This is a genomic window from Calothrix sp. NIES-2100, from assembly GCF_963875285.1.
In the GTDB taxonomy this organism is placed as follows: Bacteria; Cyanobacteriota; Cyanobacteriia; order Cyanobacteriales; family Nostocaceae; genus Aulosira.
The window spans coordinates 7,506,948-7,533,542 of sequence record NZ_CAWNLA010000001.1 but is presented as its reverse complement, the minus strand read 5'-3'; the positions used below and the strand labels follow the sequence as shown (position 1 = coordinate 7,533,542).

Here is a 26,595-nt window from a genome sequence, read left to right as displayed (position 1 = left end):
TGACATCAGCTTAGTTATCGATGCCTTGGTTTTGCCAAAATTATGTTAATTATCTTGAAGTTATATGTAGCAATTCTCTTTTAATTGTGAAATTAGTCGTGGTGATAGGTAACGAGCAATAAATTTGATTCACGAATGATTTCCGATTGCTATAACTCTAGATAGAGAAAAAACCTGTAATTTTGAGCAATACTTGATAGTTATCCTAAGCTGGGAACCAACTTAATTCTGCCGGCATCCATCTCTGCCATTAATAATTCCAGAGCTTCGTAATCAACATCAGATATGTACCCCATTTGTGTCAATTCAGAATTGATTTCATTTTCAATTTCCGGCGTTAATTTTTTAATATCAAGGGCTTTTTCTACTAAATGCCGAATAGCATGTCTAGTTCTCATAAAGTCTTAACCAATTTGTATTTGCTCTTAATTATCCAAGATAGAGTTTGGTATAAAAAGTGATCTAAACCCATACTTATCTGTGATCTAGATCACAATCAATTGTAGGGATAATTCACCATCAAACTCAGTATTTACCGCTGTTCAGGCTAGGATTTAGGGATTTTTACGGAAAGGTAACCTGATTTTAAATCAGCCTGAGCGTAAGATAAAGTAGTTCTTTGGCAATAGCTACGTATGTTTATCTTGCTCTTGCGCTTGCCATGTTGATTGTTTGTGAACTTTCGATAAAAAAATGTATATATACATACATTTAGAACAATCTTTAAACAGTAGTACGTAAGTGGTAAAGATTCAGCAAAGACAGCTCAGACAATTGGTCGATGTTAGGCAAAAAAGTTTATGTTCAAATACATCTCAGATAAAGTTTAGCGTTCAATAATTTTAATTAGGATTTCATTATGCAAGCGGTACTTAAGTGTCCACAAATTACAGTTATTCGTCCCCAAGGTTGCCTAAATGCGTCCAACGCTTTGGAATTTGAGCGGGATCTGACTACAGCGTTGACACAAGATGATACCTCCATCTTGGTAGTGGATTTAGCAGAGGTAGAATCATTAGATAGCGCAGGTTTGATGGCTTTAGTATCTGCACTCAAGCTGGCTGGGAGTTTGGGAAGAAGTTTGCGACTGTCTTCTGTTTCTGCGGCAATTAGAATTATTTTTGAATTGACACAACTAGATCAGGTATTTGAAATTTTTTAAAGCAAATCTGGATAGACAGCAGTATTACTTAGGAGATGGGGCATTGGGCTTGTGGCGAAGGGGTATTGGGCATTGGGCATTGGAGAAGAGATGGGGAAGAAAACTCCCCACACTTCCTCATCTCCCCGAAGTTCTGTTCGTCGTTCGCGCAGCGTCTCCCCTTGGGAGAAGACGTTGGCGTTCGCGCAGCGTCTCCCAAGGGGAGACGCCAGACGCTCGTACCTCGCTACCGCTGCGCTAACGCCGGATGTCGGCGCTCAGACTTCTCTCCTTGTCTCCCTTGTCCCCCCTCATCCTCCGGTTGGTGAGTTTCGGATACGCTCAACTACCGCGAAGTCGTACTGCGTTCGCGCAGCGTCTTGTAGAGAAGCAGAACCCGCAGGGTACCACATCCTCCCCATCCCAGACCCTTGATTCTCCTAAAATGTAACAGAATTGTAAGTTACGGTTGTCAATTCTGTGAAAAGACCTAATCAATGCTATGGTTAGAGGTGAGTAGCTGTAATTAAGGTAGCTAGAAGATAGCACAGTGGCTGTTGCAGTTGAAAAGTTAATCACACCGGATATTTTAAAGCCAGCGCGTTACCTAGGTAATGAGCGCTTAGCAATACAAAAACCCTGGGAAAAGGCAGCAATACGTTGGGTACTAACCTATCCAGAAGTATATGAAGTCGGAGCATCCAACTTAGGGCATATCATTCTGTATAACATATTAAATGCCCAACCCGGGCAGTTATGCGATCGCGCTTACCTACCCGGTTCCGACTTATCAGCAAAACTACGCACAACAAATACACCGTTGTTTGCCGTAGAGTCTAAGCGATCGCTCTTGGAGTTTGACATTTTGGGCTTTAGTCTCAGTTATGAACTGGGAGCAACTAACATCCTAGAAATGTTGGATTTGGCAGGTATACCCCTAACATGGCAAGAACGGACAGAGGGTAATTACCCTTTAATTTTTGCAGGTGGGCAAACAGCAACTTCCAATCCCGAACCTTACACTGACTTCTTCGACTTTATCGCTTTAGGAGATGGTGAAGAACTATTACCAGAAATTGGCTTAGTTTTGTCAGAAGGCAAACAAGCCCGATTAAGCCGCAAACAATTGCTGCTGGACTTAGCCCAAATACCAGGGGTATATGTCCCGCAGTTTTATGGTAAGGCAGAGGATGGTTCAGTTCATCCTTTAGTCCCAGAGGTACCAAAACGAATTTTGCGCCGGGTGGCTACACCCATACCGGCTTATTCTATTGGGCTAGTTCCCTATGTCGAAACAGTACACGATCGCTTAACAATTGAAATTCGCCGGGGTTGCACTCGTGGTTGTCGCTTTTGTCAACCAGGAATGCTCACCCGTCCAGCTAGGGATGTCGCCCCCGAAAAAGTCGTAGAAGCAATTACAGCAGGAATGCAGGCGACTGGATATAACGAATTTTCCTTACTATCCTTGAGTTGTTCTGATTATTTGTCCCTCCCAGCAGTCGGGATGGAAATTAAAAATCGGTTAAAAAATGAAAATATTACCCTAACTCTCCCTAGTCAACGGGTAGACAGATTTGATGAAAATATTGCCAACATCCTGGGCGGGACAAGGCAATCCGGACTGACTTTTGCCCCGGAAGCTGGAACCCAGCGAATGCGGGATATTGTCAATAAAGGACTGACCAATGAAGAATTGCTCAGGGGTGTAAAAACAGCCTGGGAGAAAGGTTGGGATAAAATCAAATTATATTTTATGATTGGCTTACCTGGTGAAACTGATGCCGATGTTATCGGCATTGCAGAAACAGTAAGCTGGTTACAGAGGGAATGTCGGGACAAAAGCAGAAGACCGATCAACTTTAACTTGACGATTTCTAACTTCACTCCTAAGCCCCATACACCCTTCCAATGGCACTCAGTTTCTACATCTGAATTTGCGCGCAAACAAAAGCTACTGCGACAAGAATTTCGCCGGATCAAAGGAGTAAAGCTAAACTTTACGGATATCCGGATTTCCGCAATGGAAGACTTTATTGGTAGGGGCGATCGCTCTTTAGGGAAAGTAGTCCGCCGTGCTTGGGAGTTGGGTGCAGGCATGGATTCTTGGTATGAAAGTATAGATCAGGCGTTTGCAGCATGGGGAACTGCGATCACCGAAGCTGGTTTAGATTGGAAATACCGTCAAGTGGAAAAAGGTGAATGGAATTTATTTCCCACAGTCAAGGAGAAAAGCAGCGAAGCAGAGCCAGATGGGGAAGATGAAACAGATGGGGAAGTACTATCCTCCTCATCCGCTTCATCTGTTGCCTTACCTCTCTCCCTCGATCTGCCCTTACCTTGGGACCACATAGATACAGGAATTGACAAAAAGTGGCTTAAAGAAGATTTACAAAATGCCCTAGAAGCCGCAATCGTACCAGACTGTTCTTTTGACGGTTGTTCTCATTGCGGTGTCTGTGGGACAGATTTTGGGCACAATATCGTCATCGAGCCACCGACAGTTCCAGAATTCGCCGGTGAGTTTGTGCCGAATACAACCAAAGTGCAACGCCTGCGTGTCTGGTTTGGCAAGCAGGGAGACATGGCGTTGGTAAGTCATTTAGATTTACTGCGCTTATTTGACAGAGTAGTCAGGCGAGCTGGTTTACCAGTAGCTTTTACTGGTGGGTTTCATCCAAGTCCGCGCATTTCCATAGCTAATGCTTTAGCTTTGGGCGCTACTAGCAATGGTGAAATAGTTGATTTTGAGTTAACCCAGCTAATGGACGTGGATACTTTTTGCGAACATCTAACTAGGGAGTTGCCCACAGACATCCCTATATATAATGTCATGGAAGTAGATTTGAAAGCTCCCGCAGCTGCAAGCGCAATTGTGGCAGCAGAATATTTAATTACTGTCTTGGCAAATGAAGCAGCAACACCTGCACAATGGCAAAACTGGATCGAGCAAATTCAAGCCAGAAGCGAAATAACTTGGGAGCAAACCACCAAGTCAGGTAAAACCCAGTTAGTAAATCTGCGCGATCGCTTATTTGAACTGGAATTAATCACAACCCACGACACTCCAACCGATTCGGGTGCTATTCTCCGTTATCTAGGTAGCTGTCGTCCTGATGGCGTGTCGTTGCGTCCCGAACAAATTCTGTTTATGCTAGAAATAGTAGCTGGCGCAGAATTTATTCTGTTGCAGATCCAGCGCAATCGGCTAGTTTTAGGTATATAATCCGTCAAGGGTAGCTTGCTAGTAGCTGCCCTAATATGGTACATCGTGGGAATTGATTTTTGGCAAGGTTGCGTTAGAATGGGATGAAGAGAAATTTTCTGGCGCTGCATTGAATCAGCTGGTTCACTACCCTGTTAAGGGTTAAAGGCAAAGATATGAGAGTGCAACTTCTAGGATTTTATCCCGGAAAAACTGAGGCAGGTTAAAGAACACACTCTCTGTAGTAGCTACCTAGTGAATTAGTCATTAATAACAAGCTCGTCGGCAACTCTTCCTCTATTCTTTTAAAACAACTGCTCGATACCTAATACCTAAATGGTGAAGGTATAGCATCAAAGATCAACCACAGATGGTTGATTAAATTGCTTAAACATATGCAGCCTTTTTGGAATAATCGCGCGTGTAAACGCTTTTCCCAGCATCAATAGCTCTTTAACTTTGAGCTTAGATTTACAATTTTTATTACCAGCAGCACCTTTGAAGGATTGCAGGGGCGAGAGGCATCACAAACCTCCTTTACCAATCAGTGCTGCCAATTTTTGAGGAAATTGAATGCCAAAGCAAATTATCATCGCAGAACAGCATCAAATTGCTGCTGTCTTTTCGGAAGATCAAATACAAGAACTTGTCGTCGCCACAGGTCATCACCAAATTGGTGACATATACTTAGGTGTAGTGGAAAATGTATTACCGGGTATTGATGCAGCTTTTGTGAATATTGGCGACCCAGAGCGTAACGGCTTTATTCATGTGACTGACCTGGGGCCTTTAAAGCTAAAACGCACAGCAGCAGCAATTACAGAATTATTAGCACCACAGCAGAAAGTATTGGTGCAGGTGATGAAAGAGCCAACGGGAACCAAAGGCCCAAGGCTTACAGGTAATATCACTATGCCTGGGCGCTATGTAGTCCTCATGCCCTATGGCAGAGGTGTAAATTTATCTCGGCGGATTAAAAGTGAAAGTGAACGTAACCGCTTGCGTGCCTTAGCAATTTTGATTAAACCAGCGGGAATGGGTTTACTGGTACGTACAGAAGCTGAAGGTAAGCCAGAAGAAGCAATTATCGAAGATTTAGAAGTATTGCAAAAGCAGTGGGAAGCAATTCAACAAGAAGCCCAATCCACTCGTGCCCCAGCTTTGCTGAATCGGGATGATGACTTTATTCAGCGCGTCCTGCGGGATATGTACGGCGCAGATGTGAATCGCATTGTGGTGGATTCGAGTACTGGTTTGAAGCGAGTCAAGCAGTATTTACAAAACTGGAGTGGGGGTCAAACACCGCAGGGATTGTTAATTGACCATCATCGCGATCGCTCGCCAATTTTAGAATACTTCCGCATCAATGCCGCGATTCGAGAAGCCCTGAAACCAAGGGTAGATTTACCTTCTGGAGGATACATCATCATTCAGCCTACAGAGGCATTAACAGTTATAGATGTTAACTCCGGTTCCTTTACACGCTCCGCCACAGCTAGGGAAACAGTCCTTTGGACTAACTGTGAAGCCGCCACAGAAATTGCTCGCCAGATGCGTCTACGTAATATTGCTGGGGTAATTGTTGTGGATTTCATAGACATGGAATCGCGACGCGATCAACTGCAAGTTCTGGAGCATTTTAACAAAGCCCTGAAAGCAGACAAAGCTCGTCCCCAAATTGCCCAACTTACCGAGCTAGGTTTGGTTGAGCTGACCCGGAAACGTCAAGGTCAAAATATTTACGAGTTATTTGGTGAAACTTGTCCTACCTGTGGTGGTTTAGGGCATACTGTGCGTCTGCCCGGAGAAAGCGAAAACAGATTGCCCATAACATCACCAGAAATTCCCGACCGCTTCGTATCTTTGCCTCATAGAGAACCAAGAGAACCCAGAGAGCCAAGAGAACCCAGAGAACCCAGAGAACTCAGAGAACCACGTCTGCCAGCTGCCCGCATCCCAGAACCACGAGAAACCTACGATGGTTTTGGAGAAACATTTGATCCGGATTCAGACTTGAGTGCTTTGCATTTGATGAATCATCCCAGCTATCAAGAACTGGGCGATAACAAGCGCCGTACCCGTACCCGTCGCAGTCGGATTGGTATCGGTACTCCAAATGGCAAAGATGAACCTCGGGTGATTAACAATCCACTCGCTTTTGGCAACGAACCAGACTTAGATATTGATGCTGATAGTGAACTAGCGACAACACCAGAAATACCTGCACCTAGCCTCAACAAACAAGGTTGGAGTGAAAGAGGAGAGCGGACTAAGATTACCAAAGTAGAGCCAGTCAAACCAGTGGTAGAACCACCGGAAATTCGAACTGTAGAGATGTCACTAGAGGAACAGGATGTTTTTGCTTTAATGGGTGTTTCGCCTTTGGTGAAGTTAGACCGGGAAGTTAAAAATCCTAAGTCTGTGATTATTAATATTGTTCAACCAGGACAACTGCCAACTTCACCACCTGAATCGCCTTTAGAGTTAACTGTCCCTCCCCCGAAAACTAGTAGTGAAGTTAGCCCGATCAAATTACCTACACCACAAGTTGAGCTAGAACCCAAACCTTCACCCGAACCAGTAATTGAACAATCAGGATTTACTGATATTCCCGATGAAAGTGAAGTTAATAGTTCTACCGCCGCCAGCCGTCGCCGCCGTCGTCGATCTTCGGCAATTGACGGTAGTACCTCCACCATAGAAGAAAGTTAATTTTAATCATGGTGGAAACCAGACAAACTGCCGCAGATATTTGCTCGCTGACATCCCCAAGCGAACTCAATTGGCTGGAGTTGTCTGCCTTATCAGGTACTTCAGGTGTGGCTGGTGTAGATGAAGTAGGGCGAGGTGCGCTATTTGGCCCTGTAGTTGCGGCAGCAGTGTTACTACCAGATCATGCTTGGCCGGAACTAATGGCAGCTAAAATTAAAGATAGCAAAAAGCTGTCTAGTTCCCGCAGGACTCAACTAGCACAACAAATTTGTGCGCTAGCAATAGACTGGAAAATTGGCTTCGCGTCCACTGCGGAAATCGATCGCCTCAACATTTTGCAAGCAACACTGTTGGCAATGAAGCGGGCTGTGCTAAAACTGAAGGTACAGCCTGCACTCTGCTTAATTGATGGTAATCAGTCAATTAAAGACTTGTTACTACCACAACAAACAATAGTCAAAGGAGATGAGCGATCGCTTAATATAGCCTCAGCTAGTATTGTGGCTAAAGTTTGGCGTGACGAACTGGTGCTGCGCCTAGCATCAAAGTACCCAATGTACGACCTAACACGTAACAAGGGTTATGGTAGCCAAAAGCATTTACTAGCTCTGCAAAAATACGGACCCTCACCCCTGCACCGTAAGTCTTTCCGTCCTTGCCAAATTTAGTGCTGAAGAACCATTGCGTTCTTCGGCTTTCTTCGCTGGAAAATAGGGGCTAGGGGCTAGGAAACAAATATTTTCCCAACTTTTTTGTGTGTTTTATCACATAAAATTTGCTCGGGAAAACGGGGGAAAATTCTGTCTCATTTTAGGCTAACTCCGGGTCTGTTGAGTGTTTAAAAACTCTACAAAATAATCCAAGGCTTATTCTATATTCAGAATTGGTAATTCTAGACTGTTATCCGCAAGCCCTTGTTCTTTTGTTTGAACGATCGCCCAACGGCTATAATCTGCTAAAAGTTGATGTAGCAGTCTTTGCTTAACTGTTAATAGCACACTCTTGAGTAAACCATTACCAGTAGCTTCTAAAATTGGTTTAGGAGTAAAACAAAATGGTGGTGGTAGTTCCACCTGGACTTCTAAATCGGCTTTGCCTTGCAGGTAGGTTCCGGTGCTACGTTGAGAGGGTGATAGATAGCCTTTTAAATTTAGAGCAAAGCGTTGATTAATATACTCGACACCTAAAATTTCACAACCTACAGAGCGCAAATAAATATTTCCATCAGATTCTGCCCATACTCTCATATCTACAGTAGGTTGAATACTTAGTGTCATAAAACTTAGAGGACGCATTTTCAACCGAAATACTTCCTCAGAAAGTTGCTGAATGCGATTGGTATCAACCAAAGCATGAACTAGACGTTGGGGCTGACGCAAGTAGTGCTGAATGGGAATAGGCTGCTTTGGAACAGCTATTTCAACCGATTGAGAAGCCGTAAACTGGGTAGCCATGAGTAGATACGTATATTATGTTATTTAATTTTAATATTTTTTTAAATATTAAAATTACTAGTAAAAAGTTTAAACTTATTTAATTATAAAAATAATTGTTGCTCATAAACTATCGCTTATGGGTAAAAACTTGATAATCTCATTACTATCTTTGGATAGAAGAATATATGAGTAATCATCGAAATTAATGATTGACAAAATAAAAAAAATATGCGCAAGATGATTACTATCAAATAGTACAATTATTCATCAATCCTGTGAAAGATTAAGTGACAGGTTAAGAGTAATCTATATTCTAGAAAACAATTTTTGTCAGCTTAATTTACCTATAGTAAAAATCCCACGCTACTTGCGGGAATCTTAATTTTGTCAATTATGCCCAATACCTTTTGACAACTGACAACTGGCACATGAAGCGACGCTATTTCTCACTTAAAATCTTACTTAAAAGTTAAAAGCATGACATTATCGATCGCACATTTAGGCCCCCCTGGTACTTACGCAGAGCAAGCAGCGGTTTTTTATGTTAACTGGCTGAAGCAGACAACAGGAATTGAAGCTACGTTATGCCCTTATCCCAGCATTGCTCAATCACTGCAAGCTGTTGCCCAAGGACAGACTCAGTTAGCGGTAGTGCCAGTGGAAAATTCTATTGAAGGCAGTGTTACCATGACAATGGATACACTGTGGGTGTTGGATACTTTGCGAATTCAATTAGCTTTGGTTTTGCCTATTACCCATACTTTAATTTCTTGCGCGACAAGTTTAGATAGCATTCAAACTGTTTACTCACATCCACAAGCTTTGGCACAATGTCAAGCATGGTTAGAGCGGTTTATCCCGACTGTGCAGCTGATTCCCAGCAATTCCACAACCGAAGCATTACAGTTACTCAAGCAAGATATTACATCTGCTGCGATCGCATCTATGAGAGCAGCTGAACTTTACAATCTACCTACTTTAGCTACAGGTATCAACGATCATCCAGAAAACTGCACACGCTTTTGGGTGATCAGTCAAGGTCAAACAGACAATTCTTACCACATATCTTCACCCAGCCGTACTCATACTTCACTGGCTTTTAGTTTACCTGCCAATCTACCAGGCGCACTTGTCAAATCTTTGCAGATATTTGCACAATTAGACATCAACTTGAGTCGGATTGAATCTCGTCCGACAAAGCGCTCTTTGGGAGAATATTTATTTTTCATGGATTTAGAAGCAGATGCTGATACAGCAAAAATGCAATCTGCTTTGGCAGAATTAAGCACCTACACAGAAATCTTAAAAATTTTTGGTAGCTATAATATTCTCCCGATCGCAATTTAACATGGGGCATGGGGCACTTGTACTGAGCGAAGTCGTTGGCGTAGCCTCTCGCAGAGAAGTATTGGGCATTGATTATTTTTCTACGCCATAGCGCCAGAAAGTCTCCTTGTCCCTCTCATCACCCTGATTCAGGAATGCCATTGTTTGCTATTAACCTATAACTTCTGGTTAAATGTGTCTTTGAGGACAGTACGTGCTGCCAAGTGATTCCTGGTAGAAGTCAGAATTTCTGATTCCCGTTCTAGACGAGCAGCAGTATCTCGCATTTCTAACAATGACTGCTGCTCTGCGGCTACACCATAAAGGTTACTGGCTACCCAATAGGATAATTCTGTGGGTAAATCAGGTACATCTTCTGGTAGTTCTATATTTTGTTCTGTTAACTTTGCTGAAAGACGCACAACATCACGCAGCAGCTGTTCTACCTCAGAGGCTAAAGGCCGCAAATCTTTTGTTGGTGGTTGATCTTCAATCCACTCAACTAAGGCTACTCGATAAGGTTTTTCGCGAATATATTCTAAAACACGGAATCTTTGCTGTCCTAAAGTTAACATCTTCATCCGGTCATCTGGCAGTCGCTGGTAATGAATAATTTCTGCACAGCAACCAACATTAGCAATAGTACCTTTGACTGGATCGACCATCAAAACACCAAACCTGCGATCGCTTTCGAGAATCGTGTTCATCATGATTCGGTAGCGAAATTCAAATATATGCAGCGGTAATGGTCTGCTAGGAAAAAGAACTACATCAGGCAACGGGAACAGAGGTAGTTCGCGAACTGCAATTCTAGAAGAGGATGTCATAGTTACTTTGGTATAAAGTTAATCTTTAAGATTTAAATTTCTCTGCTTCTCCCGTAATTTGTCTATATTCTATCATTTGTTTGATTGCTAAATAAAAAGCCCTGAGATAGATTACTTCAGGGCCATGTCAATCTTAATACAAGAGTCAGTTGTTAGTTGTCAGTTGTCAATAGTCAAGAAATTCTCAACTGTGGACTTTTGTCCGGGCGGGTTTAACCAAAATATCTGTTTTCTCGGTTAATATTTCGCCAAACCCTTTCCTACTGACTTTTGACTATGGACTAATAACTAATTAAAGTTTAACTTCGATATCCACACCTGATGGTAGATCCAACTTCATCAGCGCATCAATAGTTTTAGAAGAAGGTTGATAGATATCAATAATCCGGCGATGGGTGCGAGTTTCAAAATGTTCTCGGGAATCTTTATCTACGTGAGGCGATCGCAGCACACAATAGATCTTACGTTTTGTTGGTAAAGGAATCGGTCCAATAGCTGTGGCGTTAGTGCGGTTAGCGGTGTCTACAATCTTCTCGCAAGATGTATCTAATAAGCGACGATCAAAAGCTTGTAAGCGGATTCTAATTTTCTGCTGCTGTAGAGTTGCCATCTTTAGTTTTCTAGGTTCTGGTTAGTTAAGGGACTGGAAAGAACTGGTGGCTGGGGACTGGAAGATGAAATTTCCATTCCCAATTGCCAATCCTTTCAAAATAGGGAAGAGAAAGGAGCAGAGACTGATTGTGCCATCTCTGCTCCTTTTTAATGAGAGCTACAAAGGTGCTATTTGATAATCTTGGAAACAACACCAGCACCGATGGTGCGACCACCTTCACGAATCGCAAAGCGCATACCTTGCTCAATTGCGATCGGGTTGATCAATTCTACAGTCACTTTGATGCGATCGCCTGGCATGACCATTTCTACAGCAGCACCTTCATCGGAGGTGAAAGCTTTGATGGTGCCTGTAACATCAGTTGTCCGTACGTAGAACTGAGGACGATAGCCAGCGAAAAATGGTGTTTTCCGACCACCTTCTTTTTCTGTCAGAACGTACACTTCACCTTCAAATTGAGTGTGAGGGGTAATTGAACCTGGTTTGGCAATTACCATTCCCCGTTCAATATCAGCTTTCTGAATACCCCGTAGTAGTACACCTGCGTTATCCCCAGCCATACCTTCATCGAGACTCTTCTTGAACATCTCGATACCAGTTACGGTGGTGTTACGAGTGTCTCTAATGCCTACTAATTCAACGTTATCACCAACTTTGACTTTACCCCGCTCAATCCGACCTGTGGCGACTGTACCACGACCTGTGATGGAGAACACGTCTTCTACCGCCATCAAGAAGGGCTTATCTATATCCCGCTCTGGGGTGGGGATGTAGGCATCTACAGCATCCATTAGTTCGTAGATTTTATCTACCCACTCATTTTCACCCCGTTTTGTCTTGGGATTGGCGGTCATTGCTTCGAGGGCTTGTAGACCTGATCCTTTGATAATGGGGATATCATCACCTGGGAAATCGTAGCTAGAAAGCAATTCTCGCAGTTCTAATTCTACTAGTTCCAACAGTTCTGGGTCATCCATCAAGTCTTCTTTGTTCAAGAAGACAACCAAACTGGGAACGCCTACCTGTTTTGCCAGCAGGATGTGTTCGCGGGTTTGGGGCATAGGACCATCGGTTGCCGCAACTACGAGGATACCTCCATCCATTTGCGCCGCACCAGTGATCATGTTTTTCACATAGTCAGCGTGTCCTGGACAGTCTACGTGAGCATAGTGCCGCTTTTCGGTTTCATACTCAACGTGAGCGGTATTGATGGTGATACCCCGCGCCTTTTCTTCTGGTGCGTTGTCGATTTGGTCGTAGCCTTTAGCTATAGCTTGGCCCAGAGCCGCCAAGGTCAGGGTAATGGCTGCTGTTAATGTTGTTTTACCGTGGTCAACGTGGCCAACAGTTCCGATGTTAACGTGGGGTTTATTCCTTTCAAACTTTGCGCGTGCCATGAATGCTTGTTTCCTTTTTTAATTAAGCGTTCCCTTTACTTTTTGCAATGATAGTTTCAGCCACGCTGCGAGGCACCTCTTCGTAGTGGCTGAACTCCATCGTGAAGATACCCCGACCTTGGGTCTTCGAGCGGATATCAGTAGCGTAGCCGAACATGGTCGCCAGTGGAACTTTGGATGCCACTTTCGCGAGTCCCTGTTCAGTGCTTTGGCTTTCAATCTGCCCCCGACGGGAGATGAGGTCGCCAATGACGTTCCCAATATAGTCTTCAGGAACTTCCACCTCGACTTTCATCATCGGCTCTAATAGTACTGGTGAAGCTTTAAGCACAGCTTCTTTCAGTGCCATTGACCCAGCAATTTTGAAAGCCATTTCCGAAGAGTCTACATCATGGTAAGAGCCATGAACTAACGTTGCTTTCACGTCAATTAGTGGATATCCAGCTAAAATACCAGATTCACAGCTTTCTTTCATACCTTGCTCGGCGGGGCCTATGTACTCTTTCGGTACTACGCCACCGACAATTTTAGAAACGAATTCAAAGCCACTACCTGGTTCTCCTGGTTCCAAATTGATCACAACGTGACCGTATTGACCTTTACCACCACTTTGACGGATGAACTTGCCTTCTACGTTGGTAACTGTTTTGCGAATCGTTTCGCGATAAGCTACTTGTGGCGCACCAACGTTCGCTTCCACTTTGAATTCGCGCAACATCCGGTCTACGAGAATTTCTAGGTGGAGTTCCCCCATCCCTGCAATTACAGTTTGGTTGGTTTCTGGGTCAACGTTGACGCGGAAGGTTGGGTCTTCTTCTGAGAGAGATTGCAGAGCCTTGGATAGCTTATCCATGTCGTTCTTGGTTTTGGGTTCAACCGCTACCGAGATCACTGGCTCTGGAATAAATAGGGATTCCAGAATTACTGGTGATCCTTCATCAGTGATAGTATCGCCTGTTAAAGTATCTTTTAAACCCAGCGCAGCTCCCAGATCACCTGCTCTTAGTTCTTCCACGTCTTGGCGATCATCTGCCTTCATTAGAACTAAACGGGAAATCCGTTCTTTTTTATTCTTGGTAGCATTTAAGACGTAACTACCTTTTTTTAGAACGCCCGAATAAACACGAACAAAGGTGAGGCGACCGTAAGGGTCAGCCATAATCTTGAATGCCAGAGCGGCTAAGGGTTCGTTATCATCAGCCCGACGCTCTACTGTATCGCCATTGAGGAGTGTACCTTGAATCGGCGGTACTTCTGTAGGTGCGGGTAAGTAATCTACCACTGCATCCAGCATTAGCTGTACGCCTTTATTTTTAAAGGCAGAACCACAAAGCACAGGTACGATTGTACCGGCTATTGTACCTTTCCGCAGGGCAGCCCGAATTTCCTCTTCTGTAAGTGGTTCGCCATCGAAGTACTTAGTCATCAGAGCGTCATCGGTTTCTGCAACTGCTTCCACCAGCTTGGTGTAGTACTCTTCGACTTGATCTTGTAAGTCTGCCGGGATATCTGTTTCTTCGATATCTGTACCTTGGTCGTTGTTGTACATATATGCACGCTTCCGCACCAAGTCTACAATGCCTTTGAAGTCGTTTTCGCTACCAATGGGCAATTGGATGGCAATGGCATTTGCCCGCAAGCGATCGCGCATTTGCTCATGAACTCTGTAGAAGTTCGCTCCTGTACGATCCATCTTGTTGATGAAGGCAACCCGAGGCACTTTGTAACGGTCTGCTTGCCGCCAAACTGTCTCCGATTGGGGTTGTACACCACCCACGGAACAAAATACCGCAATTACACCATCCAATACCCGCATGGAACGTTCAACTTCAATTGTGAAGTCTACGTGACCAGGAGTATCGATAATGTTAATTTGATAATCTTTCCAACTGGTACTAATCGCCGCAGCAGTGATGGTGATTCCCCGCTCCCGCTCTTGTTCCATCCAGTCGGTTACAGCAGTTCCTTCGTGAACCTCACCAATTTTATGAATTATTCCAGAGTAAAATAATATTCTCTCTGTTGTCGTGGTTTTGCCCGCATCTATATGCGCCGCAATACCGATATTGCGTACTTTCTCTAGCGGGTTTGTACGTGCCACAATAACCTCCTATAGTTTTTGCCTCATGATATCTTGTATATTACTCTTTGTTAAGATTCTATACTTTTAGGGAAAACCGACTTTTTTTTTGAAAAGTTGCGATATATCGCTGTCATGTAGACGATATACCGCTTCTAGACTTAGTAACGATAGTGAGCAAAGGCTTTGTTTGCTTCTGCCATGCGGTGTGTTTCTTCCCGCTTGCGAATGGCATTTCCGGTTTCGTTGGCTGCGTCCATTAACTCATTGGCTAATTTGCCAGCCATTGTGCGTCCGGGTCGAGAACGAGAAAATTGTACCAGCCAACGTAGTGCTAGGGTAGTACCCCTTTCTGAACGCACTTCCATCGGTACTTGATAAGTGGCTCCACCAACTCGGCGAGCTTTTACCTCCACTAAAGGCGTTGCATTTCGCACTGCTCTTTCAAAGGTTTCTAACGCCGGATTCCCAGTGCGTTCTTCAATGGTTTTTAGGGCATCATAAACTATGCGTCCTGCCAGTGATTTTTTCCCATGACGCATTATCCGCCGCATCATCATGCTAACTAGGCGGCTATTATAAACTGAGTCAGGCGGAACTGGGCGCCTTTGACTAACACCACGACGAGACATACTTCACCCTTAATTCGGTTTTGGCAACGAAATTATATGCTATCAGACACCGGAAACTAAAAGCGGTACGAACCGCCGCTCAAACTTCCACAATTTTTCTTTTCACAGATGCAGCCAGGTAAACCTAATTCACTTGTTACCTGACATCAGATAAACAAGGCGACAACATTAATAAACCTTAATATCTAGATTAAAGCGTTGCTGTCACTTTCTACAATTTGGGTCAAAAGTTCGTACACTTGCTCGCTTAGTGCAGAACTTGATTTGTTGACACAGACAAAAGAAGTATAACTAATGCTGCGGCGAATGCCCTTTTTTTGTTCGGTGGGCGTTTCTAGGTGAGACGATTAATCGTACTTTCATGCGATTAACCGCCTAGTTCCTATTTTTTCGCTTCTTTGGGACGCTTGGTTCCATATTTGGAACGTCCTTGCTTGCGATCTTTGACCCCGGCTGTATCTAAGGTGCCACGGATAATGTGGTATCTCACGCCAGGGAGATCCTTAACCCGACCACCACGAATCATCACAACTGAGTGTTCTTGGAGGTTGTGACCTATACCTGGAATGTAAGCTGTGACTTCAAATCCAGATGTCAGCCTGACTCTTGCCACTTTCCGGAGTGCTGAGTTAGGCTTTTTAGGTGTAGTCGTGTATACTCTGGTACAAACACCCCGCCGTTGGGGGCATTGCTTCAGAGCAGGAGACTTGGTTTTCTGACGCGCTTTTTCGCGTTCATTACGTATGAGCTGCTGTATAGTTGGCATGAGTTACAGCGCGTGAAGCTGCTTAGGGTCTAAGTTTTAACAAATCCTAATTATATCTTTTTTCGGTATTCTATGTCAATTAAATTTGTCAATGGGCGTTGGGCATCCCTTCGGCTCCGCTCAGGGCAAGTGGGCGTTGGGCATTGATTATTTCTGTGCTTACCCTTGTCCCCCTTTCCTTGTCTCCCTCATCCCTCTGATGTCAGGTTGAAAGAATTACCACAGCCACAAGTTGCGCTCGCCTGGGGATTTTGGAAGCGAAAGCCACCACCCATCAGATCTTCTGAATAATCCACCGTTAAACCATTAATATATTTTAAACTTTCTGTATCGATCACCAAGGGAATGCCATTCAGGTCAAAAGTGCGATCGCCAACTTTTACGGTTTCATCAAAAGACAGGTCATAAAACCACCCAGAACAGCCACCAGGTTTAATTGCTAATCGGAATAAAACATTTTGCGGCTGCTTTAATTTTAACCGCAAGATTTCATTTGCAGCAGCCGGACTCAATTGAATCATAGAATTTATTTTAGACTTTTCAAACCTCATATTTTAGAGTATTACAGAATGGGGCATGGGGCATGGGGCATTGGGCATGGGGCATTGGGCATGGGGCATTGGGCATTGGCGGGACAAATCACTACTGCCTATTGCCTTCTTAACAACTGACAACTTGCCCTGAGCGCAGCCGAAGGGCTGACAACTGACTATTGACTCTTAATGGAAAATCCCACCCGACAAGCAGGTGGGAGGAGTGACAATACTGCTAAATCAAGACCATTTAACGGCTTTGCTCGCCAGTACGGGCATAATCATCTTGATAACGAATGATGTCATCTTCACCCAAGTACTCACCATTTTGTACTTCAATCAAAACCAAGGGAATGACACCAGGATTCTCTAGGCGGTGGGCTGTACACTGAGGTACATAGGTAGACTGATTATTGGTTAACAAAACTTCGCGATCGCCGCAAACTACCCGAGCTGTGCCAGAAACAACAATCCAGTGTTCGCTGCGGTGATGGTGCATTTGCAGGCTGAGGCGGTGTCCAGGCTTAACTTCGATGCGTTTAATTTTGTATCCGCGTCCTTCTTCCAAAACTGTAAAAGAACCCCAAGGGCGCAATTCTGTGGCTGCAACGCCTCTGGAAGTCACAGATGAAGGTAAGGGCAGAGTGTTAGTCTGTGTTGTTTCGGAAATTTGAACCATAGTAACCTCATTGAAAGACATTACAAACAGTCTGTACTCTAAGAACCATTGATGAGAATTCTGGCGTTAGCGTGCAGTAGCGAAAATCAAGAATTGAATCGCACCTTGCCCACAATAGCAAAACAAACTTCTATTGGTGTAAAAGACCTCTAGTTAAACTACTGCTTCTATACCAATTCTTCATCAATCAAAATCCCAGCTTATTCTTAACTTTAAAAAGGGGCTGGGGATAAGGGAGACAAAGGAGACAAATGACCATTGACAAATGACAAATGACAAATTTATTACTTTTGTTCCAAGAAAATACCAATGCCATTATGGACACGGGCAGCAGTACTAGGGGAACGATCAAGCAATTGCCCTCCTAGGTAAAGACTGGTGGAACTGCCACCGTCTAAATTGAGAGCATCTACACATCCTAGAAGTTGCATTAGCTGGGCATGTTCCGCTAAGGTGGGGCCGGGGCCGCCGGCACGATTATGTACAGCGGCAATCATCAAATGACCTGTAGTATTTGTGCAAATGCCACTGCGAATGGCTTTTTCGGCAATAAAGGCATCACTGAATTTTTCGCCTTTAGCATCGAGGACAATTTGACGATTTTTGATCAATAGTGGCCCTGCACCAATGATGTTGGGATAACGACTAAAGTCATTAGAAGTGGTGGTGCTGGTAATACTCAGTGTTGTACCTATAGGTAATTGGGCAGCAGTATTGACAGCGTTACCTCGGAAAATTAGAAGGTAGCCATCAGGAGGAATAGGAAAGTTGGTTTGCCCAGCTTTACCACCAGGTAGTTGATTGATAACTTGCTCTTTCTGGACTGTCAAGATGATTTCGTTATCTGAGAGGGGGGTGTAAGAGATCCCCCAAAGGGCGGTGTAACGGGCAATACCACTCTGGACATAGGCACTGTTAAGAAAGAGAATTGGCGAACGCACATTATTGGCAGCAACTAAAGTTTCTTGTAAGCTCAAACGATCAAAGTAAAATTGTCCTGAATCGTTCCAAGCGATCGCTCCTCGGTTTAATATCGGCCCTGATACCCATTGACCATCCTGACGAATTGCACCTAAAGGCAAGCGATTATTGCGGTTAAAATAACCACCATTAATTGCTGCTGCTGCTGAGTACTTAGGTGCTAGTTGCATTAATGGAGCAGTCCCTCCTACAGCATTAGGATTACTCCGCATCGGTTTCAGCTTTAACCCAAAGGCACGGGGATTAATTTCTAGCCAGACAATCGGAAAGTTTTCTGTGCCTAAATTTACCAACTGCTGCCGCCAGCGCAATCCTCTAGCCCAGGTAATATCTTTTGCTACCAACGCATCAGGTCTAACATCGATGATGAGGCGATTGGGGTTAGCTAGAGTACTAATTCGCGGAGACATCCCAAAAGGAATGCTCAAACTCATCACTGTTTGGTTGTTGACTACCTCGACTTGCTTAATTAATGGTTCTGGTGCAGGTAATAACTGTTTGAGCAAATTTGGTATTGGCACTGGTAAAGGTGCTGGTGGTAGCGGAGTATACCGTTGGATTAAAGCTGGGTCAGCTATGCCATCTATGCTAATTTTCCAGATTCTATTGGGTATTTTCGCAGGTTTAAGAGTTGGGGTGTCAGGGTCTTGGGGACTTTTGACGGGTAATTCTTGTGACACTTGCCAAGGTGTTGGGCGGTCTAAATCTAGTAATATGCGATCGCCAAAACTTTCTTGATTCTGAGTAATCTCTGTAACTTTTGTAACTGGGGTGGAAATCTCTAAAATGTTGCCATTGGCTTTGATCTGCCATCCTGCTGATTGGGCAAAATTTGTAATATCTAAATAGCGGTATCCTCTTTGCAGCCAAGCGCCTAAAAACATTGCTGTTGTACTTGGCGAAAACCACTCAATTGGTTGTTGGGCAGGATTGTTGGTGTTTAATAAATCTACTCCGATTAATTGCCTGAGTGCGCCGTCACTCAGATGAATTGTTGGTTGATCCGCACTTAAGGGTCGCTGCAACCAAGCTCCTGATAGAGTACGACCATTGAGCAAAATTTGATTACCAGAGGTTATTCCCCTAAATGCGGGAACTGTAGACTGTTCTGGCTCTAAGGTTGGTGTGGGTAATGGTGTGGGTAACTGCTGGGCGTTAGTAGTACTGGTAGTATATAAACACAGCACTGTAGCCATAATTGGCGAAATATTCAGCCAAAACAGTCGGCTATAACCCTGATTGATAAGAGCAGTGCGGTATTTTTGGCGATCGCAATTCGGCATTTTCATCATGAGACGAGGTACTTTGGAAAGCTGTAACCCAAGATCTAGGTTTGCTGATGATGCAAAATTCTTAAAAAATAACTATCTTAGCCTTGAGGGCATGTGATAATATATAAAATGGCTTGCTATCTCTTGTAGAAACAAACAAGCATTTCTTTATAAAACTACTGCAACCAGTGTTTTAACTGGCACTTCCAGTACCCCAAGATGGTAGTCTTGGTAATTAATGCTGGAATAAAATATTCCCTCCTCACCGATGTTTGCTACCGTCGCTGCTTAAGTGAGGTATAGCTAGTAGTAACGCCAGTGGCAATCAATAAAATCAACAAAATCTAGATAACAAGAGCAATATTTAGGAATTGTCAAATGGGCATATAGTGTAATAGGCTGAATTTTATTACCTCATTCAGGTAACTTCGGCAACTTTTGTTTCAGGTTGCTTATAATTAGCTTTACCTGGAAAAATAGCTCTCACCGGGGAAAATTGAGAAAATACTTAGCTACAAGAAATAAATAAAAAGTTACAAGGGCAAAAGTAATTTGTCTAACTCAGCATAAACACATAAGAAAATATCGTCATTATTTTAACACGGGGAATGAAAACGTAAAACCGAAGTTAAAATTTTTTTTCCCTAAATTTCGGTGATTCTAGTTTTCTCCATAACTCAATCTGAGAAATTTTTTCACAAGCAAGCGGCAAAATTCGTAACTCAGCATTTCAGGAACAGGCTATGAATAATAAACCAAGGAACCAAGTGCAGAAAATGTCATTTTCAGATACTGACTCAAGGGATAGCTACGAGGGGCAAAGATGGTTAGTTGAAGAACGAGATGCTTGTGGTGTAGGGTTTATTGCCCATCGCCAGAATTCTGCCAGCCATGAAATTGTAGACAAAGCTTTAGCGGCTTTGACTTGCTTAGAACACCGGGGTGGTTGTAGTGCTGACCAAGATTCGGGTGATGGTGCAGGGATATTGACAGCTATACCTTGGGAGTTGTTCCAAGAAGACTATATCCAAAGGGCTAGAGAATCGTCATCCCCGAAAAATTTGGCTGTAGGCATGATTTTCTTACCGCAAGATACCCAAGCAGCGCAAAAATCGCGGGAAATGGTTGAGCAAATAGCGGCTGAGGAAAAATTCACTGTACTGGGTTGGCGAGTAGTCCCCGTAAAGCCCGATTCATTAGGGATACAAGCTGCATATAATCAACCCCAAATCGAACAAGTCTTTTTATCTTCTGCCAAAAGCGGTGAAGAACTAGAACGGGAACTGTATATTACCCGCCGTCGGATTTTTAAAGCTGCAAAAAATATCTCCGAGGACTTTTACACTTGCTCCTTGTCGAGCCGGACAATTGTCTATAAAGGCATGGTGCGTTCTGCGGTGTTGGGAGAGTTTTATCAAGATTTAAAAAATCCTGCTTACAAAAGTGCCTTTGCTGTTTATCATCGCCGGTTTAGTACTAACACTATGCCCAAGTGGCCTTTAGCCCAACCGATGCGGTTGTTGGGACATAACGGCGAAATCAACACTTTGTTAGGAAATATTAACTGGATGATGGCACGGGAAGCTAGCCTAGCTAATCCAGTATGGGGCGATCGCATTGACGAACTCAAGCCATTAGTCCACATTGACAATAGCGACTCAGCTACCCTAGATAACGTTCTCGAACTATTGGTGCGTTCTGGACGCAGTCCTTTAGAAGGCTTGATGATGCTGGTTCCCGAAGCTTATCAAAATCAGCCTTCCTTAAAGAACTATCCGGAAATTACCGATTTTTACGAATATTACAGCGGTTTGCAAGAAGCGTGGGACGGCCCAGCACTGTTGGTATTTAGTGATGGGCTAAGAGTTGGTGCAACATTAGATCGTAATGGCTTAAGACCAGCTCGTTACGCCATCACCAAAGACGACTACATCGTCGTTGCTTCCGAAGCAGGTGTAGTAGACATCCCAGAAGCTAACATCGTGGAAAAAGGTAGACTTGGCCCTGGGCAAATGATCGCCGTAGATTTAACTACCAACGAAGTACTAAAAAATTGGGAAATTAAACAGCGCATTGCCAAGCAGTACCCCTATGGGGAATGGTTGCAAAAGCATCGCCAAGAATTGAAAGACTTGGTAAATGGTCATTCTGCCACCAGTAACGGGAATGGAAATGGGGCAAGCAACACCAACGGTAATGGGTATTCGGCAACTAACAACGGACACCTAACTACAGAGAAAATTGACAGACAAACCTTGCTGCAACATCAAGTGGCTTTTGGCTACACCACAGAAGATGTGGACATGGTAATTCAGCCAATGGCGATGCAAGGAACTGAACCAACCTTCTGTATGGGCGATGATATTCCCCTAGCGGTGTTGTCAGAAAAACCCCACTTGCTGTATGACTATTTCAAACAGCGCTTTGCTCAAGTAACAAACCCAGCCATCGACCCCTTAAGAGAAAAGTTAGTTATGTCTCTGAAGGTCGAACTAGGCGAACGCGGTAACTTATTAGAAGTGAAGCCCGAATATGCCAAGAGAATCAAACTCGATTCGCCAGTACTGACCGAGACAGAATTAGAAGCAATCAAACTTTCAGGATTCGCTACCGCCCAATTATCAACTTTATTTGAAATTGCTACAGGCCCAGAAGGTTTGAAAGCAGCAGTGGAATCTTTACAAGCCAAAGCCGCTGAATCAGTGCGGGCGGGTGCGAAGATTTTGATATTAAGCGATCGCTCACCTTTAGGCACAGAATACAGCTATATTCCCCCATTGTTGGCAGTTGGTGCAGTCCACCATCACCTAATTAGTGAAGGGTTGCGGATGAAAGCCTCCCTGATTGTCGATACAGCCCAATGTTGGAGTACCCATCACTTTGGCTGTCTGATTGGCTATGGTGCAGGTGCAGTTTGCCCCTATATGGCTTTAGACACTGTGCGCGATTGGTGGTCAGATCCCAGGACTCAGCAGTTTATGACCAGGGGTCAAATTGCTAGTATCACCCAAGAACAAGCTATAGCCAACTATCGCAAAGCTGTAGAATCTGGTTTGCTAAAAATTCTCTCAAAAATGGGAATTTCTCTGCTTTCCAGCTATCAAGCAGCACAAATTTTTGAAGCCATCGGGATTGGTGGCGATTTGTTAGCACTCGGATTCAAAGGTACAGCCTCCCGCATCGGTGGCTTGAGTATCAGTGAGTTAGCAACCGAGATACTTTCCTTCCATCACAAAGCTTTCCCAGAACTAACCAGCAAGAAATTAGAAAACTTAGGTTTTGTCCAGTACCGTCGCGGCGGCGAATACCACATGAATAGCCCCGAACTGGCAAAAGCGCTGCATAAAGCTGTAGATGGGAAGCAATACGACCACTACGAAGTTTACAAACAACACCTGCAAAATCGCCCAGTCAGCGCCTTGCGTGACTTGTTAGACTTCCAAAGCGATCGCACTCCCATCCCATTAGAAGAAGTAGAATCAATCAGCGATATTGTCCAGCGTTTCTGTACTGGGGGAATGTCTTTGGGTGCTTTGTCAAGAGAAGCACACGAAACTTTAGCGATCGCCATGAATCGGATTGGCGGTAAATCTAACTCCGGCGAAGGTGGTGAAGATCCAGTCCGTTATAAAGTGTTAAATGATGTCGATGAATCTGGTCACTCACCCACCCTCCCCCACCTCAAAGGATTGCGGAATGGTGACACCGCTTCAAGTGCGATTAAGCAAGTTGCATCGGGAAGATTTGGTGTAACACCTGGTTACTTAGCCAGCGCCAAACAAATTGAAATCAAAATTGCTCAAGGTGCTAAACCAGGGGAAGGTGGACAACTACCAGGACCCAAGGTTAGTCCGTACATTGCCATGTTGCGGCGTTCTAAGCCCGGTGTGACTTTAATTTCCCCGCCTCCGCACCATGACATTTACTCGATTGAAGACCTCGCCCAGCTAATTTTTGACCTGCATCAAATTAACCCTAAAGCCCAGGTATCTGTGAAGCTAGTGGCAGAAATTGGCATTGGGACAATCGCCGCCGGGGTAGCCAAAGCTAACGCCGATATCATCCAGATTTCTGGACATGACGGCGGTACAGGTGCGTCACCACTGAGTTCAATTAAACACGCTGGTTCACCGTGGGAACTCGGATTAAGTGAAGTGCATCGTGTCCTCATGCAAAACAGCCTGCGCGATCGCGTCATTCTGCGTGTAGATGGCGGACTGAAAAGTGGCTGGGATGTGCTAATTGGTGCATTGATGGGTGGCGAAGAATTTGGTTTTGGTTCCATCGCCATGATTGCCGAAGGCTGTATTATGGCGCGGATCTGCCATACAAATAACTGTCCTGTCGGTGTCGCTTCCCAAAAAGAAGAACTGCGGAAGCGGTTTACAGGTATGCCAGAACACGTAGTTAACTTCTTCTACTTTATAGCCGAAGAAGTGCGTAGTCTGTTGGCGAAACTAGGTTACCGTTCTCTATCGGAAGTCGTTGGACGTGCAGATTTGTTGAAACTGCGTGAGGATGTCAACATCACCAAAACTCAATCACTCAACCTTAACTGCTTGCTTCAGCTACCAGATACCAAAGAAAATCGTAGCTGGTTGGTGCATGAAGACGTTCACAGCAACGGTGCGGTTATAGATGATCAATTACTAGCCGATCCAGATATCCAAGCGGCGATCCGTCACCAATCTACCATTGCGAAAACTGTAAAAATCGTCAACACCGATAGAACAGTAGGTGCAAGATTAGCCGGGGCGATCGCTTCTCAATATGGTGATAGTGGCTTCGCCGGACAAATTCATCTCAACTTACTCGGTAGTGTCGGGCAAAGTTTTGGCGCATTCAACCTTCCGGGAATGATTCTCCGGTTGGAAGGAGAAGCCAACGACTATGTAGGTAAAGGAATGCACGGTGGTGAAATTATCATCAAACCCCCAGCGAGTGCCACCTATGACCCTGCACAAAATGTCATCGTTGGCAATACCTGCCTCTACGGTGCTACCGGTGGGGTGTTATTCGCCAACGGTTTAGCCGGAGAAAGGTTTGCTGTGCGTAACTCCAAAGGAATAGCAGTCATTGAAGGCGCTGGAGATCACTGCTGTGAATATATGACTGGCGGTGTGATTGTCGTCCTCGGAAAAGTTGGACGCAACGTCGCCGCTGGGATGACTGGGGGACTAGCTTACTTCTTGGATGAAGATGGTTTATTCCCGGAATTGGTTAACAAGGACATTGTCAAAATTCAACGGGTGAGTTCCGAAGCCGGTGAGAAACAACTGCAAGAATTAATTCAAACACATTGCGATCGCACTGGCTCAGCAAAAGCTAAGTTAATTCTGCAAAACTGGCAAGAATATTTACCTAAATTCTGGCAATTAGTACCTCCTTCTGAGGCTGACAGTCCAGAAGCCAATCCCCAAACTAAACAGTTGAGTACAGTTTAGTCATTTAGTTTCTAGCAGTCCCATTTGATTTGTAAATCCCCGACTTCTATAAGAAGTCGGGGATCTTTTTGTACAACAATGATGAATGATTGTTAGAGAATTATTTTTTATTTGCAAGTACCTTTTGTTCTTTATCTTGCATTTCTAAAAGTTCTGGAACAGTCACAAAGCTGTAGCCTTCCTTCCGAAAATTTTCAATAATAGTGGGTAAAGCTTCTACCGTTTGGGACCGATTACCGCCGCCATCATGCATCAGCACAATACCACCTGGTTGTGCCTGTCTAAATACATTCTTGACTAACCGTTGCACACCGGGGCGGGAGTAATCAATAGAGTCAGAAGACCACATGATAATAGCGTACTTGCTATTTCTCGCGTAAGCCGCTACACCATTATGCATGTTGCCTCCAGGTGGGCGAAACAGGTTTGTTTTTACACCTGTAGTTTTAAAAATTATGTCTGTTGTATTCTCAATTTCATAAGCCGCTACTTGTGGATTCATGTGATGATACCAGTGATGCCAAGTATGGTTGGCAATAGTATGACCTTCAGCCACAACTTGCTTCGTCAAATCTGGATAATTTTTGACGTTCTGCCCAACAACAAAAAATGTAGCTTTAATATCATTTTTTTTCAGTATATTTAGCACCTGTGCAGTGCTTTCAGGCCAAGGGCCGTCATCAAAAGTCAGCGCAATGACTTTCTTTTCTGGACTGAGTTTTGCTGCATCAATGGTAGCTCCCAGAAAGCTTGCTGGTAAAGCATAAGCAAAACCTTTTGCTTGCGCTTGTTGTTGCCAACTTGTGAGCATCATCGCCTTTAAGCTTTCAATCCGCGCCTGAGTTCCGGCTTTAGCAGATGTAGTAATTTCATTTATACTTTGCTGACTCTGGGCTTCCGAGGTATTTGGTTTGACAAGCATCATCAAGCCAAGACTAAAACTACCCACTAAGCCAACTAGTGCAATTAATAGTCCTTGTGACCAAAAAAACGACTTATGATTTTCCACGTAATAGCTCCTTCAAGGGTCGAACCATCAATTACGTACATGACGGTACGTTATAACACTTTTTTTACACAATTAGATACAGTGAGAATTACTGTTATTCTTCAAAAATTGAATCAAGATTAACAGAAATTTTGCAATTAGTCATATAGATGTAAAAAATTCCGATGAAATCAAATTTCTCTGATTTCGTGAAAATTGATACTTACACGATACTTGGTACTAATGTCAACTCAGCAATCCCAAATTATGATGGATTGCATTTGTGCTTAGTTAATAGCTAAAACTAGGAAACAGCAAGATCAAGTGATTTACTGCACCTGAGAAAAATTGTGCTTGCATGAGTACTAAATTTGCTCAGACCTGTTGCTTATTAGTTGATAACTTAGCAAAGTATCTACCCTTACTGAATTAGGCTTGTCAATATCTTAGTTTTCTTGAAGAATTAAGCTAATTAATTAGCCTATTGGGTAACATCGAACCAAAAAGCATCTAACGAATTATTCAGTTTTGTAGGTAACAAGGTATATTGTACTGTTGACAGTG

The 26,595-nt window shown here is 43.9% G+C and carries 18 protein-coding genes; 6 read left to right on the top strand and 12 right to left on the bottom strand.

The window, feature by feature from the left end; genetic code table 11:
- Positions 1–200: 200 nt before the first annotated feature.
- Complete coding sequence (locus AACU32_RS30685) at positions 201–398, bottom strand: hypothetical protein (RefSeq protein WP_096605369.1); 198 nt, start codon at positions 396–398, stop codon at positions 201–203.
- A gap of 461 nt (positions 399–859) precedes the next feature.
- On the opposite strand from AACU32_RS30685, the gene AACU32_RS30680 reads away from it, so the two are divergent.
- The 4 genes from AACU32_RS30680 to AACU32_RS30665 all read left to right on the top strand — a co-directional run bounded on the left by AACU32_RS30680 (position 860) and on the right by AACU32_RS30665 (position 7,726).
- Positions 860–1,162 (top strand): STAS domain-containing protein, encoded by a 303-nt coding sequence (locus tag AACU32_RS30680; RefSeq protein ID WP_096605367.1) that lies wholly within the window; start codon positions 860–862, stop codon positions 1,160–1,162.
- 529 nt (positions 1,163–1,691) lie between these two features.
- Positions 1,692–4,367, top strand: coding sequence for a TIGR03960 family B12-binding radical SAM protein (locus tag AACU32_RS30675; protein WP_096605365.1), 2,676 nt, complete (start codon positions 1,692–1,694; stop codon positions 4,365–4,367).
- Positions 4,368–4,919: 552 nt separating this feature from the next.
- On the top strand, positions 4,920–7,058 hold the full coding sequence (locus tag AACU32_RS30670; RefSeq protein ID WP_096605363.1) for an Rne/Rng family ribonuclease: 2,139 nt from the start codon (positions 4,920–4,922) through the stop codon (positions 7,056–7,058).
- An 8-nt stretch (positions 7,059–7,066) separates the two neighbouring features.
- The gene (locus tag AACU32_RS30665; RefSeq protein ID WP_096605361.1) at positions 7,067–7,726 is read left to right on the top strand and encodes a ribonuclease HII; all 660 of its coding nucleotides are present in this window, start codon (positions 7,067–7,069) and stop codon (positions 7,724–7,726) included.
- Between the two features lie 198 nt (positions 7,727–7,924).
- Here the strand turns inward: AACU32_RS30665 and AACU32_RS30660 are convergent, their stop codons facing one another.
- Positions 7,925–8,512: a DUF1997 domain-containing protein gene (locus AACU32_RS30660; RefSeq protein ID WP_096605359.1), complete on the bottom strand. Its 588-nt coding sequence runs from the start codon at positions 8,510–8,512 to the stop codon at positions 7,925–7,927.
- A gap of 459 nt (positions 8,513–8,971) precedes the next feature.
- On the opposite strand from AACU32_RS30660, the gene pheA reads away from it, so the two are divergent.
- Positions 8,972–9,841, top strand: a complete 870-nt coding sequence (pheA, locus tag AACU32_RS30655; protein ID WP_096605357.1) for a prephenate dehydratase — start codon at positions 8,972–8,974, stop codon at positions 9,839–9,841.
- A 155-nt stretch (positions 9,842–9,996) separates the two neighbouring features.
- Here the strand turns inward: pheA and AACU32_RS30650 are convergent, their stop codons facing one another.
- The 9 genes from AACU32_RS30650 to AACU32_RS30610 all read right to left on the bottom strand — a co-directional run bounded on the left by AACU32_RS30650 (position 9,997) and on the right by AACU32_RS30610 (position 19,620).
- On the bottom strand, positions 9,997–10,647 hold the full coding sequence (locus AACU32_RS30650) for an LON peptidase substrate-binding domain-containing protein (RefSeq protein WP_096605355.1): 651 nt from the start codon (positions 10,645–10,647) through the stop codon (positions 9,997–9,999).
- A gap of 292 nt (positions 10,648–10,939) precedes the next feature.
- Complete coding sequence (gene rpsJ / locus AACU32_RS30645) at positions 10,940–11,257, bottom strand: 30S ribosomal protein S10 (protein ID WP_010998474.1); 318 nt, start codon at positions 11,255–11,257, stop codon at positions 10,940–10,942.
- A gap of 170 nt (positions 11,258–11,427) precedes the next feature.
- Entirely contained in the window at positions 11,428–12,657 is a 1,230-nt protein-coding gene (tuf, locus tag AACU32_RS30640) for an elongation factor Tu (protein WP_096605353.1), read from the bottom strand.
- Between the two features lie 22 nt (positions 12,658–12,679).
- Positions 12,680–14,758, bottom strand: coding sequence for an elongation factor G (gene fusA, locus AACU32_RS30635; protein ID WP_096605351.1), 2,079 nt, complete (start codon positions 14,756–14,758; stop codon positions 12,680–12,682).
- Between the two features lie 140 nt (positions 14,759–14,898).
- On the bottom strand, positions 14,899–15,369 hold the full coding sequence (gene rpsG, locus AACU32_RS30630; protein WP_096605349.1) for a 30S ribosomal protein S7: 471 nt from the start codon (positions 15,367–15,369) through the stop codon (positions 14,899–14,901).
- Between the two features lie 382 nt (positions 15,370–15,751).
- Positions 15,752–16,135 (bottom strand): 30S ribosomal protein S12, encoded by a 384-nt coding sequence (gene rpsL, locus AACU32_RS30625; RefSeq protein ID WP_086687982.1) that lies wholly within the window; start codon positions 16,133–16,135, stop codon positions 15,752–15,754.
- A gap of 188 nt (positions 16,136–16,323) precedes the next feature.
- On the bottom strand, positions 16,324–16,656 hold the full coding sequence (locus AACU32_RS30620; protein ID WP_096605347.1) for a HesB/IscA family protein: 333 nt from the start codon (positions 16,654–16,656) through the stop codon (positions 16,324–16,326).
- Positions 16,657–16,918: 262 nt separating this feature from the next.
- Complete coding sequence (locus AACU32_RS30615; protein ID WP_096605345.1) at positions 16,919–17,347, bottom strand: cupin domain-containing protein; 429 nt, start codon at positions 17,345–17,347, stop codon at positions 16,919–16,921.
- 284 nt (positions 17,348–17,631) lie between these two features.
- The gene (locus AACU32_RS30610; RefSeq protein WP_445223201.1) at positions 17,632–19,620 is read right to left on the bottom strand and encodes a phosphodiester glycosidase family protein; all 1,989 of its coding nucleotides are present in this window, start codon (positions 19,618–19,620) and stop codon (positions 17,632–17,634) included.
- Positions 19,621–20,342: 722 nt separating this feature from the next.
- On the opposite strand from AACU32_RS30610, the gene gltB reads away from it, so the two are divergent.
- Positions 20,343–25,043, top strand: coding sequence for a glutamate synthase large subunit (gene gltB, locus AACU32_RS30605; RefSeq protein ID WP_096605343.1), 4,701 nt, complete (start codon positions 20,343–20,345; stop codon positions 25,041–25,043).
- Between the two features lie 100 nt (positions 25,044–25,143).
- Here gltB and AACU32_RS30600 read toward each other — a convergent pair whose 3' ends face one another.
- A complete protein-coding gene (locus AACU32_RS30600; RefSeq protein ID WP_096605341.1) occupies positions 25,144–26,052 on the bottom strand; it encodes a polysaccharide deacetylase family protein in 909 nt (302 codons plus the stop codon).
- Positions 26,053–26,595 lie beyond the last annotated feature (543 nt).